The sequence below is a fragment of the Streptomyces megasporus genome (assembly GCF_000718985.1).
GTDB lineage: Bacteria > Actinomycetota > Actinomycetes > Streptomycetales > Streptomycetaceae > Streptomyces > Streptomyces megasporus.
The window spans coordinates 99,802-113,442 of record NZ_JODL01000006.1; the positions used below are offsets into that span (position 1 = coordinate 99,802).

Here is a 13,641-nt window from a genome sequence, read left to right on the forward strand (position 1 = left end):
ACGCATGACTGACACCGGCCAGGTCCCGGTCGAGGGACAGCCGGAGAACGCAGGCGGACAGCCGGAGCAGCCGGTCGCACCGGCACCCGGCACGTACACCTTCGCGGGCCCGGTCGACGGTGTGGCGGCGGGCGACGAGGACGACCTGCTGCTGCCCGGCGCCCAGGGCGCGTGGAGCGAGGCGGCGGTGACCGCGCAGTCCGCGCACGGACCGGGCCCGCACGGGACGGACGGGCGCGGTTCGGCCCCGGTCGGCCACGACGCGGCCGGACATCCGCAGACCGCGGCCGGCCACCCGACGCCTCCCGCGCAGCAGGGACCGCCGCAGCCCCCGACCGGCGACCCGCAGGCCACCCACGTCCAGATGCCCCGGAGCGGGCAGGTCCCGCACCGCCCGCCGCACCTGGGGCCGCCCGTGCCGGAGCAGTCGGGCACGGTGCGCTCCCTCGCCGACCGCGGCCCGACCCCGACGCCGCCTCCCGGAGCGGGCGTCCCGGTCACCCCGGTCGGCCCGATGCACACGCCTCCGCACGCCATGCCCGTGCGGCAGTCGGGGCCGCCCACCATGGGCCCCGAGTACTTCGACGTGGCCCACGAGGAGCCCGCGGCGCCCGCCGCCCCGGACCCCTCCTCGCTGCCCGGTCCCCAACTCGCCGCGTTCCCCCAGGAACCCGTGCGGCCGGGCGCCTGGGCGCCGGCCCCCGCGGAGGCGGACGGACAGCGGGCCGACGCTCCGCTGCCCGGCCCCGACCTCGCCGCGCTCCCGCCCCAGGACGGCGGGGAGGCGTTCGCGCCGGAGGCCCCGGAGCAGGCGACCCCGGACCAGGCGATCCCTGAGCAGGCGGAGGCGTGGGAACAGGCCCAGTCGCCGACCGTCGCTCCGGCACCCGAGCCGACGCACCCCGTGGTGCCCGAGGCCTCTCAGAGCGTGCCCGTGGCCGAGACGCCGGTCGAGGCGCCGGCCGACCCCGTGACTCCGGCCGTGCCCGAGCAGCAGGGTCCGGTCGAGCCGCCGGTCGGGCCCGGGACGCCGGAGGACGGCACGGCGCCCGTGGCCCCGCCGGTCGCGGACGGGGAACCGGAGGAGGCGGAGGGATCCGCCACCGTGCCCGCCCCCCGCCAGGAGTCCGCCGAGGCCCCGACCGAGCCCACGGACGAGGCGCCGACCGAGCCCGTGGCCGAGACGGCGCCGGTCGAGACTCCGACCGAGGCCCCCGCCCCGGCCCCGGCCCCGGCCGATGCTGCCGCACCGGTCGAGGCCCCCGTCGATGCTCCCGCCCCGGCCGAGGCGGAACCCTCCGAGGCGGAACCGACCACGCCCGCCCCGGAACCCGCCGCCGCGCCCGAGCAGCTCGCCATGGCGGCGGTGCCCGGAGCCGGACCGCAGGTGATGGAGGCCGTCCCGGCCGCCGCCGCGTCCGCGCAGTCCGCCGTCGAGACCCCCGCCCCGGAGGCGGACGGCGACACCGAGCCCACCGAGAACGACGGGCCCGCCGAGAACGCCGAGCCCGCCGAAAACGCCGAGAACGACGAGCGGCCCGCGCCCGCCGGGCAGGAATCCGCCGGCGAGGCCCAGGGGAGCGACGAGCCCGAGGGAACCGACGAGGCCGAGAAGACCGACGAGCCCGTGGAGCCCGGCGAGGCCGAGGAGGCCGGCGAGCCCGCGGCCGAGGCCCCCGCCCCGGCCGCCGTCGACAACGGTCCCGCCCCCGCCTACGGCGAGGCCGAACGCGAGGCGCTCCACCGCGTCATGCGCGAGCGGCGCGACATCCGCAACGGCTTCCGTCCCGACCCGATCCCCGACGAGGTGCTGCTGCGCGTCCTGGAGGCGGCTCACACCGCCCCCAGCGTCGGCCACTCCCAGCCGTGGGACTTCGTCCTCATCCGCTCCGAGGAGACCCGCAGGACGATGCACGAGCTGGCCATGCGCCAGCGGGACGCGTACGCCCGGTCGTTGCCCCGGGCCCGCGCCAAGCAGTTCAAGGAGATGAAGGTCGAGGCGATCCTCGACACCCCGGTCAACATCGTCGTCACCGCCGACCCCACCCGCGGCGGTCGCCACACCCTCGGTCGCCACACCCAGCCGCAGATGGCGCCGTACTCCTCCGCGCTCGCCGTGGAGAACCTGTGGCTCGCCGCCCGTGCCGAGGGCCTGGGCGTGGGCTGGGTCAGCTTCTTCGACGAGCGTGAACTGGTCCGGGTGCTGGGCCTCCCCGAACACCTGGAGGTCGTCGCCTACCTGTGCATCGGGTACGTGGACGCCTTCCCCGACGAGCCCGAGTTGGTGCAGGCGGGCTGGTCCAAGCGCCGCCCGCTGTCGTGGGTCGTCCACGAGGAGGCCTACGGCCGCCGTGTGCTGCCCGGCGCGGAGGAGCCGCACGACCTCCTCACCGAGACGCTGGGCGGCATCCGCCCTTTGGACGCCAAGGCGCTCGGCGAGGCGTGGGAGCGGCAGAAGCGGATGACCAAGCCGTCCGGCGCGCTCGGCGTGCTGGAGATCATCTCCGCGCAGCTCAGCGGGTTGGCCCGGCAGTGCCCCCCGCCGATCCCCGAGCCCGCGGCCGTCGCCGTCTTCGCCGGCGACCACGGGGTGCACGCCCAGGGCGTCACCGCGTGGCCGCAGGAGGTCACGGCGCAGATGGTCGCCAACTTCCTCGCCGGTGGCGCGGTCTGCAACGCCTTCGCCAACCAGGTCGGCGCCGAGGTGTGCGTCGTGGACGTGGGCGTGGCGGGCGAACTGCCCAGCATGCCCGGCCTGTTGCCGCGCAAGGTGCGGCCCGGCACGGCGGACTTCACCGTCGGCCCCGCGCTCACGCGGGAAGAGGTGGTGCGCGCGGTCGAGGTGGGCATCGAGACCGCCCGCGACCTGGTCGCGGCGGGCAACAAGGCGCTGCTCACCGGTGAGATGGGCATCGCCAACACCACCGCCTCCGCCGCGCTGATCTCCGTGTTCACCGACGCCGATCCGGCCGAGGTCACCGGGCGCGGCACCGGCGTCAACGACGAGATGCACGCCCACAAGATCGACGTCGTCCGCCGCGCGCTGGAGAAGCACCGGCCCGACCCCGCCGATCCCCTCGGCGTCCTCGCCGCGGTCGGCGGCCTGGAGCACGCCGCGATGGTCGGCCTGATCCTCGGCGGCGCCTCGCTGCGCACTCCCGTGATCCTGGACGGAGTGAGCGCGGGAGCGGCGGCGCTGGTCGCCCGGGCCATCGCCCCGGAGGCCCTGGCGGCCTGCATCGCGGGCCACCGCAGCGCGGAGCCCGGCCATGTCGCCGCGCTGACCAAACTGGGTCTGCGCCCGCTGATCGACCTCGATCTGAGGCTCGGCGAGGGCACGGGCGCGCTGCTCGCCCTGCCCGTGGTGCAGAGCGCGGCCCGGGCCATGCACGAGGTGGCCACCTTCGACTCGGCCGGCGTCACCGAGAAGAGCTGACGCCCACAGGTCGACCGCGGATCACCGGGGGAGCACCGTCGTCCCGGTGATCCGCGGCACAGCGTGTCGGGGCGGCCACGTCGTAGGCTGCCCGTGTTCGCCACTCCCGTCCCCGCCGCTCCACCGCCGCAGCGGCGCGGGCCCCCTCCCGGCCGGTCAGGCCGTGACGGGGCGCCCCTCACCGTCCCCGCCCTCGGGCCGGGGGATCACGTCCAAGGAGCCGCACAGCCATGTCCGACCGCCCCGAGCACCCCGCCTATCCCGTGGGACTGCGCCTGACCGGGCGCCGCGTGGTCGTCCTCGGCGGCGGCACCGTCGCCCAACGCCGGCTGCCGGCGCTGTTGGCGGCGGGCGCCGACGTGCTGCTGATCGCCCCCTCGGCCACCCCCTCGGTGGAGGCCATGGCCGAAGCGGGGGAGCTGCGCTGGGAGCGCCGTGCCTACCGCCCCGGCGATCTGGACGGTGCCTGGTACGCGGTCGTCGCCACCGACGACCCGGAGGCCAACGCCGCCGCCTCCGCCGAGGCCGAGGAGCGCCGCGTGTGGTGCGTCCGCAGCGACGACGCGGAGGCCGCCACCGCCTGGACCCCGGCCACCGGGCGCAGCGAGGGCGTCACCGTCGCGGTCCTCACCGGCCGTGACCCGCGCCGCTCGGCCGCCGTGCGGGACGCGGTGGTGGAGGGGCTGCGCGACGGCACCCTGGCCGCCCCCCGGCACCGGACGCGCGGGGCGGGCGTCGCCCTGGTCGGCGGCGGCCCCGGCGACCCGGACCTGATCACCGTGCGCGGTCGCCGGCTGCTCGCCGAGGCGGACGTGGTGATCGCCGACCGGCTCGGCCCGCGCGACCTGCTGGACGAACTGCCGCCGCACGTCGAGGTGATCGACGCGGCCAAGATCCCCTACGGCCGGGCGATGGCCCAGGAGGCCATCAACGACGCCCTCGTGGAACGGGCGAAGGCCGGGAAGTTCGTCGTCCGGCTCAAGGGCGGCGACCCCTTCGTCTTCGGTCGCGGCATGGAGGAGGCCCAGGCGCTCGCCGAGGCCGGGATCCCGGTCACCGTGGTGCCCGGCATCTCCAGCTCCATCAGCGTGCCCGGGGCCGCCGGGATCCCGGTCACCCACCGCGGGGTGGCCCACGAGTTCACCGTCGTCAGCGGCCATGTCGCCCCCGACGACCCGCGTTCGCTGGTGGACTGGGAGGCGCTGGCCCGACTGCGCGGCACACTGGTGATGCTGATGGCCGTGGAGCGGATCGGCGCCATCGCCCGGGTCCTCGTCGAGCACGGACGGGACCCGGGGACGCCCGTCGCCGTCGTCCAGGAGGGCACCATGGCGGCCCAACGTCGGGTGGACGCCACCCTGGCGACCGTGGCGGAGGCGGTCGAGGCACAGGACGTACGACCGCCCGCGGTGATCGTCGTCGGCGAGGTGGTGGGCGTGGGGCCGGCCGCCCCGGCCGCCCGGTGACGGCGGGGCGGGACTCGACGAGGGAACGGACGGGAAGACGGACGGGAGAACAGGGGCGACCGTGACGAAGCCACTCATCGCCGTCGACGACCCCGGCGACCCGCGCCTGGCCGACTACACCGACCTGACCGACGTCCAACTGCGGCGCAGACGCGAGCCGGCGGAGGGGCTGTTCATAGCCGAGGGCGAGAAGGTCGTCCGGCGCGCCCTCGGCGCCGGGTACGCGATGCGGTCGATGCTGCTGACGCCCAAGTGGGTCGAGGCGATGCGCGACGTGATCGAGGAGGTCCCGGCGCCCGTCTACACCGTCAGCCCGGACGTGGCCGAGCGGGTGACGGGCTACCACGTCCACCGCGGGGCCCTGGCCTCGATGCACCGCAGGCCCCTGCCCGCGCCGGCGGACCTGCTGGCCGACGCGCGCCGCGTCGTGGTCCTGGAGGCCGTGAACGACCACACCAACATCGGCGCCCTCTTCCGGAGTGCCGCCGCGCTCGGCATGGACGCGGTGCTGCTCTCCCCGGACTGTGCCGACCCCCTCTACCGCCGTTCGGTCAAGGTCTCCATGGGCGCGGTCCTCCAGGTGCCGTGGACGCGCCTGGAGCCCTGGCCCGGGGGTGTCGCGACGCTGCGCGAGGCCGGATACGTCACGGCGGCGCTCGCCCTGGGCGAGGAGTCGATCGACCTCGCCGAACTGGTGGCCCGCCGGCACCCCAGGCTCGCGCTGATCCTCGGCTCGGAGGGGAACGGCCTGCGTCCGTCCACCATCGCGGCGGCCGACGTGAGCGTGCGCATCCCCATGAGCGCGGGAGTGGACTCGCTCAACGTCGCCGCGGCCGCCGCCGTGGCCTTCTACGCCACCGGTCCCGCAGCGGGTTGAGACCGGTCACGGCCGAACCGACGACACCGATTCACCCTAAAACCGACATTTGGTTACACTCCGTGATAAAATGAGTTCATCCGCACTCGGTCGGCGGGTCGGCCGGCGATGAGAAGGACGCGCGCCCACCCGCTCGTGTCGACGGAAGCGTCGACGACAACAAGGTCTGTCCAGGGGGCGCAGACCTCGGCTTTGCCCCATCCAGAGGATGGTCGGGTCGAGAGTGATCACGCCCGGTCCGATCGTCCTCCCGAAGGGAAGGAAGACGACCGGTGAGCACCGAGCCCATCCCGCACCCCCGTACGGTCAAGGCCCTGTGGGTCCTGGTGACCGTCCTGTTCTCCGTCCTGGTCGCCCTGGTGGCGGGCATCCTCGCCACCGTGACGGGCAGATCCCTCCCCGATGCCGTGCTGCAGGCGGGAGGCGCCTTCGCCATGACCCTTCCCCTGTGCCTGGCCGTGCTCTCCGCGCTCTCCGTGCTCTGACCGCGCCCGGACCGCGCCCGGATTGCGTCCGGATCGCACCCCGGCCCCGCTCCGACCGTGGCGCCACGAGGCCGCCGGTGACCACCCGTCAGCCGTGCGGGGGCTTCGAGGGCTCCTCCGGGGAGGGGTCGGGGACGACGGGAGCCGTGGGCCGCTCCAGTCCACGCGCCGGCCCCTGGCAGCCCTGGGCCGCCGCGATGCCCAGCGCCACCAGCAGCGTCACCGTCACGAACACCACCAGGCGTTGGCGGAGCAGATGCCGGTTGGGCGCGGGGCGTCGCCCCCCGGTCCGGGGAGCTCCCGCGGCACGTGCCGGGTGTCGAGGAGTCGGACGCGCGGGTGTGCGCCCACCGTCCGCGGCCCGCCCCCCGCCGGCCGGACGCGCGCTCCGGGGCGGTGTGTTCCGAGGAGGCGTGCCCCGAGAAGGAGTGTTCCGGGAAGGCGTGTTCCGGGAAGGGGTGCGCGAGACGGCCCCCTTGGCCGCGTCCGGCCCGCCCCGCCCCCGACGTCCGGGCGCCCCACGGGAGGCGCGGCTCCCCGACGAGGGGCGGTCGCCGTCGCGCGCGGTGCGCTGCCGCGCGTACTGCTCCGCACGCCGACCCACCGCCGGCCGCGTCGGACGCACGGCCGCCCCCGTGGCGGCGCCCTCCGGCAGCCCGCGTGCCTCCCGGGCGGCGATCTCCCGCAGCCGTAGCGACAGTTGCACGGTGCTCGGCCGGTCCTCCGGGTCCTTCGCGAGGCAGGCCCGCACCAGGGGCGCCAACGCCGCGTGCACACCATGCAGTTGAGGCTCCTCGTGCACCACCCGGTACAGCATCACCTCCGAACTGCCCTGCCCGAACGGGGAATCCGCGGTCGCCGCGTACGCCAGCGTCGCGCCCAGCGAGAACACGTCCGTCGCCGGGGTCACCGCTGCCCCGCGCACCTGCTCGGGCGCGAGGAAACCCGGCGAGCCCACCGCCGTGCCGACGTGCGTGAGGGTGCTGGCCCCCGTCGCCCAGGCGATGCCGAAGTCGATGATGCGCGGCCCCTTGGGCGACAGCAGGATGTTCGACGGCTTCAGGTCCCGGTGCACCACACCGGCCTCGTGGACCGCCACCAGCCCCTCGGCCAGCGCCGCGCCGATCGAGGCGACCTGCGCCACGGGCAGTGGGCCCACCTCGTTCACCTTGTCGTGCAGTGACGGCCCCGGCACGTACTGTGTGGCGAACCACGGGCGGTCCGCCTCCAGGTCCGCCGCCACCAGCCGGGCCGTGCACCCGCCGCGAATCCGCCGCGCGGCCGACACCTCGCGCGCGAAGCGCGAGCGGAACTCCGGGTCCTCCGCGAGATCCGGTCGGATCACCTTCAGGGCCACCCGCTGCCCGCGTCGGTCGGACCCCAGGTACACCACGCCCATGCCGCCCGCGCCCAGCCGCCGGTGGAGCCTGAACGAGCCGACGACTCGCGGGTCCTCGCGTCGGAGCCGCATCATCGCCATGTCCTTCCCCTGCCTCCGGCCGACGGGCCCGTCCCCGCCCTTGGGCGGGTCGGCCCACACTGCCCGGTCCCTCTGACGTGCCACAGCTTACGGACTGCGGCCCTTGGACGCCGATAGGCCGCGCACGCCGCGCCATGCCGATTGTCAGTGCCGAGTGGGACACTCGAAAGGTGGGCGAACGGGGGCTCACCAAGGAAGAAGTCCTGTTCAGAGGCGTTCAACAAGCCTTCGCAGAAGGGGGATCGCGCTATGAAGGGCGACTGGGTGGAGATCGTGGTGGACGCCGGGGACACCACTCGTACCTACGAGATGGCGGCCACACGTGCGGGTCGGAGGGTCGAGACGCAGGTGCGCAGGGGAGTGGTGGAGGTGAGCGAGGTGACCCGCAACGGATCGGTCGTACGCACCGCGCGCTTCATGGCCAACCGGGTGCTGGCCCTGGTGGGGCACCCGATACCCCGCGAGGAGGGCACGGCGGAGACGGCGCGCTGACCTTCGGATCGGGCCGACCCCTCCGGGAAGTCCCGGTGTCACAGGGGTGGTTCTCCACCCTGGGGAGTACACGGAGCGGGGCGGAGTCATCCTGCGGGAGGCCCCGAGTCGGTACGCGGGCATGACGCCGAGGGGCCTCGCCGCGCCTAGCGTTGAAGTCAAGCGGCGGGTGCGGAACTCGTCCCCCGAGGTACAGGACACCCGCCGCCCCGTACACGACAGGAGCGGAACCATGACGCACACGGCAGGGCGTCCGACAGCCCGTGCGCGGGGACGCCTGGCGGAACTCTCCGCCCTCGGCGCCCGACCGGGCAATCGACGTCACCCGCTGGTGGCCGCCGCCATGGTCCTTCCGTTGGCCGTCCTCCTGGCCGTCGTCTTCGGCGGTGTGGAGGCGGTGATCACGCAGGCGTCGTCCGTGGCCGGACTGCTGGGGCTCTGAGACAGACAGGGCCTCGGGCTCGGGAGAGCGGCCCGAGTCGAGGACATCCGGACACTCACCCCGTGGGGACGGGGGTACGGCGGACGGCGTGGAGCCCGGGCGGCTGGGGAGCCGCCCGGGCATCGCGCCGTTCACGGACGCCCACGCGCCACGACCCGGGCCGTACGATCCCGTGGACGGCCCGCGCTCCGGTGCGCGAGCCACGTCCGGGGGAGGCCATGGACACACCGCTCACCGAACGACTGGCGCGTCGGGCCATGGCCGCCCGCGCCGTGGACGCCGACGCCGGCGCCGCCTGTCGGCCGGAGGTCCTCGCCCGGCGGTCCGACGCCACCGTCGTCCGCGGCGGGAGCACCGTGGCCAAGGCACACGCCCCGGACGGAGATCCGGCCCATCTCGCCGCCCGGCTGCGCGTCGCCGCGCACCCCCTGCTGCGTCACGTCCTGCTCGCGCCCCTGCCCCACCCCCGTCCCGCCGCCCCGAACAGCGACTCCGGGCCCCCTGCCGAACCCGCCGTCGAACCCGCCGCGGAACCCGCCGCGGAACCGGAGGGGCCGCTGCTGGACGTCCTGCCCGACGGCCGTCCGGTCAGCCTGTGGCCGTACGGCGAGCCCGTCGACCCCGAGGCGCCCGAGGCCGCCCCCTGGGAGGCGGTCGGCGCGTTGCTGGCCCGCCTCCACACCGTGCCCGTCGCCGAACTGCCCGGCCCGATCCCCCCGGCGCGCGGCCCCGCCAAGGCGGCCCGCGCGGTGGAGCTGTTGCGTCGCGACGCCCGTCGCACGGCCGCCTCCCGCACCGTCGAGGCGGCCTGGACGTCCCTGCCCGACCGAGTGCGCGACGCGGGATCGGAACCGGGCGCCGGCGCTCTCTGCCACGGCGATCCGCACCTGGGGCAGCTCGTCCGTCATCCGGCGCCCCACGGACCCTGGCTCCTCATCGACGTCGACGACCTGGGCCTGGGCGATCCGGCCTGGGACCTGGCCCGGCCCGCCGCCTGGTTCGCCGTCGGCCTGCTCCCGCCCGCCGCCTTCGGCCGTTTCCTGGACGCCTACCGGGGCGCGGGCGGTCCCGCCCTCCCCGACGGCGCCGAGGACCCCTGGCCCTGGCTGGACGGGCCCGCGCGGGCCCTGACCGTCCAGATGGCGGCCCGGGCGCTCGCCAAGGCCGCCGCGGCGGGACGTCCTCCGGACGAGGTCGAGCAGGCGTTGGTCGACACCTGCTCGCGCATCGCCGGGACCGCGTGAGGCGGCGCCCGACGCCGGCCGCGGCCCCGACGCGCGAACACCGTGACACCGACGTTGGACGGACGCCGACGAACGCCGGGACGAACGCCGGGAGATCGGCGCGCCGAGAACGCATCCGGAAGGCGCCTTGCGCGCGTCTGAGGGGACGTACGGTCACACAGCGGAACAGACACCCGAGGAGAGGCCGCAGGATGCAGTGCCCCAAGTGCCGAGCGCCCATGCAGACGTACAACCGCAACGGAGTCCAGATCGAGCAGTGCAGCGGCTGCCGGGGGATCTTCCTCGACTACGGCGAGTTGGAGGCGCTCACCCGCCTCGAGGCGCAGTGGTCGCAGCCCACCCCGCCTCCGCCGGGCCCCGCCGGCGGGTCCTACCCGAGCGCGCCCGCCTGGGGCGCCCCGCACCACGGCCACCATGGTCATCACGGCCACCGCAGAGGCTTCGGCCGGATGCTGTTCTCCTCCTGAACTCCCCTCCGAGCACCGGGAGCCGGCGAACACCGAAAACGACCAAGGGCCGGAGCCTGACGGCTCCGGCCCTTGGTCGGTGTGGACGATACTGGGATTGAACCAGTGACCTCTTCCGTGTCAGGGAAGCGCTCTCCCGCTGAGCTAATCGTCCGCGAGGCGGTTGTTCCGCGTGCGCGATACTGGGATTGAACCAGTGACCTCTTCCGTGTCAGGGAAGCGCTCTCCCGCTGAGCTAATCGCGCCGGCAAGGACCCTGTGGGGCCCTCAGTGGACGATACTGGGATTGAACCAGTGACCTCTTCCGTGTCAGGGAAGCGCTCTCCCGCTGAGCTAATCGTCCGAGGTGGAGACGGGATTTGAACCCGTGTAGACGGCTTTGCAGGCCGTTGCCTCGCCTCTCGGCCACTCCACCAACGCGGGGGCCGGGAGACCCCCATCGAGCGGACGACGAGATTCGAACTCGCGACATCCACCTTGGCAAGGTGGTGCTCTACCAACTGAGCTACGTCCGCAGTGCTTCCCTCGGGATCGCGCCCGAGAGCTGCCGCCCCCGAACGCTCGCGCGCTCGGTGACGTCATGAACTTTAGCGGATTCCCCGGCCAGCTCAAATTCCGTTTCCCCAGTGCGCCCGCCATGGGCTCGCCGCGTGCGCGGTCCGGCCCCCTTCGCCCGCTTCGGCGACACACGGCCGGCCGCCGCGCCCCGGTCCGGGGCCGGCCGCCGACGGGGGCCGAATCCAAGGCGCTCCGGCCGCTCGCGGTAGCGTCGGGGGAGCACGGCGCGGCGGTCCCGGGGCCTGCCGCGGGCCGTGCGACGGGGACGGCAGGCAGGACCGGAGGAGCAACACCATGACGCTGATCTGGGTGGACGGGAAGCTGCGCGACGCGGACGACGCGCGGGTGTCCGTGCTCGATCACGGACTGACCGTCGGCGACGGGATCTTCGAGACGGCCAAGGTCGTCGACGGACGCCCCTTCGCCCTCACCCGCCACCTGGACCGGCTCGTCGCCTCCGCCCGCGGCCTGGGCCTGCCCGAGCCCGACGTGGACGAGGTGCGCCGTGCCTGCGCCGCCGTCGTCGAGGCCGACCCCGTTCCGCTGGGACGGCTGCGGATCACCTACACCGGCGGGCCGTCACCGCTCGGCTCCGACCGCGGCGACGCCCCGCCCACCCTGATCGTGGCCGTGAGCGGGATCGAGCGGCGTCCCGACACCACCGCCGTGATCACCGTGCCGTGGGTCCGCAACGAGCGCGGCGCGCTGACCGGCCTGAAGACCACCTCCTACGCGGAGAACGTCGTCGCCCTCGCCCGCGCCCACCGGCAGGGCGCCTCCGAGGCCCTGTTCGCCAACACGCGCGGCCGGCTCTGCGAGGGCACCGGCACCAACGTGTTCGTCGTCCTCGACGGGGAGCTCCACACCCCGCCACTGGACTCCGGCTGCCTCGCCGGCATCACCCGCGCCCTGGTGCTGGAGTGGCTGGGGGCGAAGGAGACCGACCTGCCGCTGGACGCGCTGACGCGGGCCGAGGAGGTCTTCCTCACCTCCAGCACGCGCGACGTCCAGGCCGTCCACCGGATCGACGACCGCGAGCTGCCCGCTCCGGGACCGGTCACCACCGAGGCGATGCGGGTCTTCGCCGAGCGTTCCGCGGCCGACGTCGATCCGTGAGGGGGCGCGCGCCCGACGGCCCGGTGACAGCACCGGTGACGCCCCGGTGACAGGGACGCGCCGAGCGGGTAGGAACCGGGCGATGACCACCACCCTGCGCCCCACCGGACCGGAGCGGCACGCCGAGGACGGCGCCCGCTCCCGCTCGTACGACATCTGCGTCAACGGCCGGCCCGTCGGCAGCGTGCGGCTGGCCGCGGACGAGCGCTTCGGCCCGTCCGTCGGCCGGATCGAGGAACTCGCCGTCGACGGACCCGACCGCCGCCGGGGACGGGCCACCGTCGCCGCGCTCGCCGCGGAGGAGGTGCTGCGCGGCTGGGGCTGCCGGCGGATCGAGGCGAGCGTCCCGGCGGACGCGGGCCCCGCCCTGCGACTCGCCGCCGCCCTGGGCTACACCGAGTACAACCGGACGATGGGCAAGGAGCCGTCCGACCTCCCGGCGCTCCCCGCCGACAGCGTGGTGCGCCCGGTGGCGGCGGCGGAGTACCCGGCGTGGCTGGCGGCCCGCCGGGCCGGGGCCGCCCGCATCTGGACCGAGTACGGACTGTCGCCCGAGGAGGCCGCGCGCCGCGCCGGGGAGGCCCAGGCCACGCTGCTGCCCCAGGGGCCCGACACGGCCGGCGCCGTCCTGCGCGTCCTGGTCCACCGGGGCACGGACGTCGGCACTCTCTGGCTCGTGCTGAACGGTTCGCCGACGTCGTCCGCCCACGTCTTCGACGTCGAGGTCGACCCGGCTCACCGAGGTCGGGGCCACGGCCGGGCCCTGATGCTCGCCGCCGAACGCGAGTGCCTGGCGGCGGGGGCCCGCGCGCTGGGCCTGAACGTCTTCACCGACAACGCCGTGGCCCTCCGGCTGTACGAGTCGCTCGGCTACCGCACGACCGTCCACCACGTCCGCAAACGGCTGCTCTAGCCGCGGTCGCCCCCCTCGGCCAGCAGACGGTCGGCGATCTCCGCGATCCGCTCCAGCAGGCCCTCCTGGCTCTTCCCGCCGTCCAGCCGCTCGCCGCCGATCACATAGGTCGGGGTGCCGGTGACCCCGATCGCCTTGCCCTCGGCCTGGTCGGCGTCGACGAGCAGCATGTGCCGTCCGTCGATCAGCGCGAGCTCCATCTCCTCGACGTCCAGCCCCAACTCGCGGGCCACCTCCAGCAGCAGCGCCTCACCGCGCCTGCCCAGCTCCTCGGCGCGGGCCAGGACCGCCGCGACGTACCGGTCGCCGTGCCCCTGCGCGTACGCCTCCTCGGCGGCCTGCGCGGCGGCGTAGGCGTGCCGGTGCTTCTCGAGGGGGAAGTGGCGCAGCCGGATCTCCAGGGCGTACCCGTAGCGCTCGCGCAGCGCGCGCAGGTCGGCCAGGGCCCGGTGGCAGTCGGGGCACTGCAACTCGCACCAGACGTCCAGGACGGGACGGGCGGTGCGGGCGGAGAGGGTGTCGTTCATGGGGTCAGTCTCCCAGCATCGGCGCCCCCGCCGCCGGGAGGGCCGTCGGGGCCCGCCGCCTCGGTCCGGGGGAGGAGAGGACCCCGGAGATCCCCCCGAACCGTTCCGTGAGGCATGGCACATACGGGGCGAAGCGCG

At 75.1% G+C, this 13,641-nt stretch carries 12 protein-coding genes and 5 tRNA genes; 10 read left to right on the forward strand and 7 right to left on the reverse strand.

What is annotated here, in order from left to right:
• Window positions 1–4: 4 nt before the first annotated feature.
• The 4 genes from cobT to IF47_RS0108170 all read left to right on the forward strand — a co-directional run bounded on the left by cobT (window position 5) and on the right by IF47_RS0108170 (window position 6,264).
• The gene (gene cobT / locus IF47_RS0108155) at window positions 5–3,436 is read left to right on the forward strand and encodes a nicotinate-nucleotide--dimethylbenzimidazole phosphoribosyltransferase (RefSeq protein WP_031507651.1); all 3,432 of its coding nucleotides are present in this window, start codon (window positions 5–7) and stop codon (window positions 3,434–3,436) included.
• A gap of 230 nt (window positions 3,437–3,666) precedes the next feature.
• A complete protein-coding gene (gene cobA, locus IF47_RS0108160) occupies window positions 3,667–4,902 on the forward strand; it encodes a uroporphyrinogen-III C-methyltransferase (protein ID WP_031507652.1) in 1,236 nt (411 codons plus the stop codon).
• 61 nt (window positions 4,903–4,963) lie between these two features.
• Window positions 4,964–5,779, forward strand: a complete 816-nt coding sequence (locus IF47_RS0108165; protein ID WP_031507653.1) for a TrmH family RNA methyltransferase — start codon at window positions 4,964–4,966, stop codon at window positions 5,777–5,779.
• A gap of 272 nt (window positions 5,780–6,051) precedes the next feature.
• The gene (locus IF47_RS0108170) at window positions 6,052–6,264 is read left to right on the forward strand and encodes a hypothetical protein (RefSeq protein WP_245641041.1); all 213 of its coding nucleotides are present in this window, start codon (window positions 6,052–6,054) and stop codon (window positions 6,262–6,264) included.
• 88 nt (window positions 6,265–6,352) lie between these two features.
• On the opposite strand, the gene IF47_RS0108175 is transcribed toward IF47_RS0108170, so the two are convergent.
• Window positions 6,353–7,744 (reverse strand): serine/threonine-protein kinase, encoded by a 1,392-nt coding sequence (locus IF47_RS0108175; protein ID WP_051717259.1) that lies wholly within the window; start codon window positions 7,742–7,744, stop codon window positions 6,353–6,355.
• A 249-nt stretch (window positions 7,745–7,993) separates the two neighbouring features.
• Between IF47_RS0108175 and IF47_RS0108180 the strand changes: the two genes are divergently transcribed.
• The 4 genes from IF47_RS0108180 (at window position 7,994) to IF47_RS0108195 (ending at window position 10,389) form a co-directional block, all read left to right on the forward strand.
• Window positions 7,994–8,236: a hypothetical protein gene (locus IF47_RS0108180; protein ID WP_031507656.1), complete on the forward strand. Its 243-nt coding sequence runs from the start codon at window positions 7,994–7,996 to the stop codon at window positions 8,234–8,236.
• Window positions 8,237–8,468: 232 nt separating this feature from the next.
• The gene (locus IF47_RS0108185) at window positions 8,469–8,678 is read left to right on the forward strand and encodes a hypothetical protein (protein ID WP_031507658.1); all 210 of its coding nucleotides are present in this window, start codon (window positions 8,469–8,471) and stop codon (window positions 8,676–8,678) included.
• Window positions 8,679–8,896: 218 nt separating this feature from the next.
• On the forward strand, window positions 8,897–9,922 hold the full coding sequence (locus tag IF47_RS0108190; protein ID WP_031507660.1) for a phosphotransferase family protein: 1,026 nt from the start codon (window positions 8,897–8,899) through the stop codon (window positions 9,920–9,922).
• 191 nt (window positions 9,923–10,113) lie between these two features.
• Window positions 10,114–10,389, forward strand: a complete 276-nt coding sequence (locus IF47_RS0108195; protein WP_078591652.1) for a TFIIB-type zinc ribbon-containing protein — start codon at window positions 10,114–10,116, stop codon at window positions 10,387–10,389.
• An 82-nt stretch (window positions 10,390–10,471) separates the two neighbouring features.
• On the opposite strand, the gene IF47_RS0108200 is transcribed toward IF47_RS0108195, so the two are convergent.
• From IF47_RS0108200 to IF47_RS0108220, 5 genes are all read right to left on the reverse strand, one after another.
• Window positions 10,472–10,543: transfer RNA gene (locus tag IF47_RS0108200), tRNA-Val, on the reverse strand.
• Between the two features lie 19 nt (window positions 10,544–10,562).
• Window positions 10,563–10,634: transfer RNA gene (locus tag IF47_RS0108205), tRNA-Val, on the reverse strand.
• A 26-nt stretch (window positions 10,635–10,660) separates the two neighbouring features.
• Window positions 10,661–10,732: transfer RNA gene (locus IF47_RS0108210), tRNA-Val, on the reverse strand.
• Between the two features lies 1 nt (window position 10,733).
• A tRNA-Cys gene (locus IF47_RS0108215) sits at window positions 10,734–10,804 on the reverse strand.
• 27 nt (window positions 10,805–10,831) lie between these two features.
• Window positions 10,832–10,904, reverse strand: a tRNA-Gly gene (locus tag IF47_RS0108220).
• A gap of 337 nt (window positions 10,905–11,241) precedes the next feature.
• Here IF47_RS0108220 and IF47_RS0108225 point away from each other — a divergent pair.
• Together IF47_RS0108225 and IF47_RS0108230 are read left to right on the forward strand one after the other, a co-directional pair.
• Window positions 11,242–12,063, forward strand: a complete 822-nt coding sequence (locus IF47_RS0108225) for an aminotransferase class IV (RefSeq protein ID WP_031507663.1) — start codon at window positions 11,242–11,244, stop codon at window positions 12,061–12,063.
• An 82-nt stretch (window positions 12,064–12,145) separates the two neighbouring features.
• Window positions 12,146–12,976 carry a GNAT family N-acetyltransferase gene (locus IF47_RS0108230; protein ID WP_031507665.1) on the forward strand — a complete coding sequence of 277 codons (831 nt, stop codon included), beginning with the start codon at window positions 12,146–12,148 and terminating at the stop codon, window positions 12,974–12,976.
• On the opposite strand, the gene IF47_RS0108235 is transcribed toward IF47_RS0108230, so the two are convergent.
• A complete protein-coding gene (locus tag IF47_RS0108235; protein ID WP_031507667.1) occupies window positions 12,973–13,503 on the reverse strand; it encodes a DsbA family protein in 531 nt (176 codons plus the stop codon). The genes IF47_RS0108230 and IF47_RS0108235 overlap by 4 nt on opposite strands.
• Between the last annotated feature and the right edge of the window lie 138 nt (window positions 13,504–13,641).